This is a genomic window from Synechococcales cyanobacterium T60_A2020_003 (assembly GCA_015272205.1).
GTDB lineage: Bacteria > Cyanobacteriota > Cyanobacteriia > RECH01 > RECH01 > JACYMB01.
Genome location: JACYMB010000402.1, coordinates 1 through 2,171 on the forward strand (window position 1 = coordinate 1; position 2,171 = coordinate 2,171).

Annotated in this window: 3 protein-coding genes; 2 read left to right on the forward strand and 1 reads right to left on the reverse strand. The window is 47.8% G+C overall.

Translation table 11 applies throughout. The features are described 5' to 3' along the window. Nucleotides 1-284: 284 nt before the first annotated feature. Together IGR76_19495 and IGR76_19500 are read left to right on the forward strand one after the other, a co-directional pair. Nucleotides 285-650, forward strand: coding sequence for a hypothetical protein (locus IGR76_19495; protein MBF2080633.1), 366 nt, complete (start codon nucleotides 285-287; stop codon nucleotides 648-650). 199 nt (nucleotides 651-849) lie between these two features. Then, nucleotides 850-1,458, forward strand: a complete 609-nt coding sequence (locus tag IGR76_19500) for a tyrosine-type recombinase/integrase (protein MBF2080634.1) — start codon at nucleotides 850-852, stop codon at nucleotides 1,456-1,458. A 174-nt stretch (nucleotides 1,459-1,632) separates the two neighbouring features. On the opposite strand, the gene IGR76_19505 is transcribed toward IGR76_19500, so the two are convergent. Continuing rightward, nucleotides 1,633-2,124 (reverse strand): DUF3800 domain-containing protein, encoded by a 492-nt coding sequence (locus tag IGR76_19505; protein MBF2080635.1) that lies wholly within the window; start codon nucleotides 2,122-2,124, stop codon nucleotides 1,633-1,635. Nucleotides 2,125-2,171 lie beyond the last annotated feature (47 nt).

Sequence of the window (2,171 nt, forward strand, 5' to 3'; positions counted from 1 at the left end):
ACCTGAAGGCTAGTCTATAGGATCCTGCCATTGTCAGCGCTTTTTGAGTAGTTACCGTAATTGATATAGCTGATGCCGCTCAGAGGGCGTAAACTGGGTATAGCTCATAAGGATCTTCATTTGTTGTACTAAACATCAGAATATCCTTATGGGTCCCGCACTCGAATCCCCCTAGGGGTTGCACTTCAGATTTGAATTGGCGAGCCAACCGACTGCAGACACACCAGTCCTGATTGATTCGGTGGAACTTGCTTCTCACTCTACCTAAAAGGAAAATACATAACATGTCCAGAATTACCTCTGCACAACTGGAAAGCTCTCGTGTCGTTTCGGGCTATGTGGATTTTGAAGCCGTGGTTCGAGTTGAATTTGCCCCCCATGAGATCGGTCATCTCTGGGAGCTTTCAATGCAACTGCGCGAAGATGACATTCGCTCAGATGACGATCTAGGAGGTCCAGCACGACGCAACCTGACGGCAACCAACCAGGAAATGACGGTCAAAATTGCCCATCGCTTGCGGGCTAAAACAGTTGATACCGAATGGGGCGACGAAGCAGTCTATGGAGTGCTTACTCTCCGCCCCTTGAATCCGCCACCCGCATTTATCACCTCAACCGCCCGTACAGGGATTGAAGTGGTCAACGTTTAGTTCAACTGGCTCACGATCGAACGCAAGATCTATCTAATTCATCCGCGCGATCGCAGGTTTACGATCGCGCAGATATTTTCGCAATAGTAAGCATCGATTCTCAATAATCCCAGTGTTTTTGGAGCGATTACGAAGTTCCGGGGTTTGAGGTGTCTAAACCGTATATAAAAGACCTCTTTTCTATACAGTTATCGCCCAGGTGGCTAAATCAACGCAAACTTACCAGCCGCCCGGTCGGTTGAAGAATTCCGACTATCGCAGCCGTGAACATCTGACGATCGAGGAAATTGAGTTGCTCCTAGAGGCCGCCGATAGCTATGGTCGCCATCAGGTTAGGAATCGCCTGATGATTTTGCTGGGATTTCGGCACGGGTTACGGCGGGAGGAGATTTCGTTGCTGCGTTGGGATGCGATCGACTGGAGTAATCAGCAGATTTCGATTCAGCGGGTGAAGGGGTCGGAGTCGGGGATTCATCCGTTGCAGGCGGATGAGATTGCGCTGTTGCGGCGGTTGCAGCAGGTGGAGAAGTATGAGGAGAATGGGTTTGTGTTTGTGGGGGAGCGGGGGGAACGGTTGGGGGCGATCGGGGTGAGTCAGACTTTAAAAAGAATCGCGGCAGCTTGCGATCCGAAGCTGCCGCTACTGTTTCATGCCCATATGCTGCGGCATTCCTGCGGGTTTTGGTTGGCGAATCAAGGGTATGACACGCGGTTGATTCAAGACTGGCTGGGGCACCGGAATATTGAGCATACGGTGCGGTATACGAGGTTGAGTCCGGAGCGGTTTAAGGTGATTCGGTGGGAATGAAACAAGCTACCGACGCTCATCGCACTAGGCAAAGCCGCAACCATATGTTGACCATCGGGAAACGATTGAATACAATAAAGGTGGGCAAAGCCAAGGGGTAGTCGTATGACTGCCGCACCAAACCGCATCCTGGATTGGCGGTTTTTGTGTTTTAAAGGATTTGATAATCCACAGCTAGAGATTATCGAAGCAGTAATACTTCACACCCATCCGCTCAACCTCTGCTGGAGGCAAAACAGCATCGATTAGCTTCTGATGTTGTTTCAGTGCCTGAAATGCTAAATTATCTGGCTGTTCTTTAGAACGAGCCACTGGATATAAACAAAGATCTGCAACCTGCAAGATGACATGGCTCTTCGATTTACTATCAATACCAGATAAGACTTGACACAGCTGGGATGTTTCTAACGGATTATATTTGGCTGAATTTTCCTGACTGAAAGGAGTTCCAGAGTTTCGTAAATCGTTAAAATAGTGTTTTAATAGCCGATTCTCTTTTTTACCTGCTTTTTCGAAATAAACCATAACTTTTCCATTTTTCTGAGCCACATATTTAGCAACACGCTCCAACACGATCGAGAATGAACTTTTCATCATCTCCCATGTATTTTCTCCATACACATTAAGATATCTATCGAGGTAGCCTTGCCGCGATACAACGCCAATTCAAATCTGAAGTGCAACCAATTCTGATGTACTGCTGAAGAATACTT

Coding starts and splice junctions, on each gene's coding strand:
- IGR76_19495 (MBF2080633.1), top strand. CDS start 285: ATGTCCAGAATTACCTCTGCACAACTGGAAAGCTCTCGTGTCGTTTCG.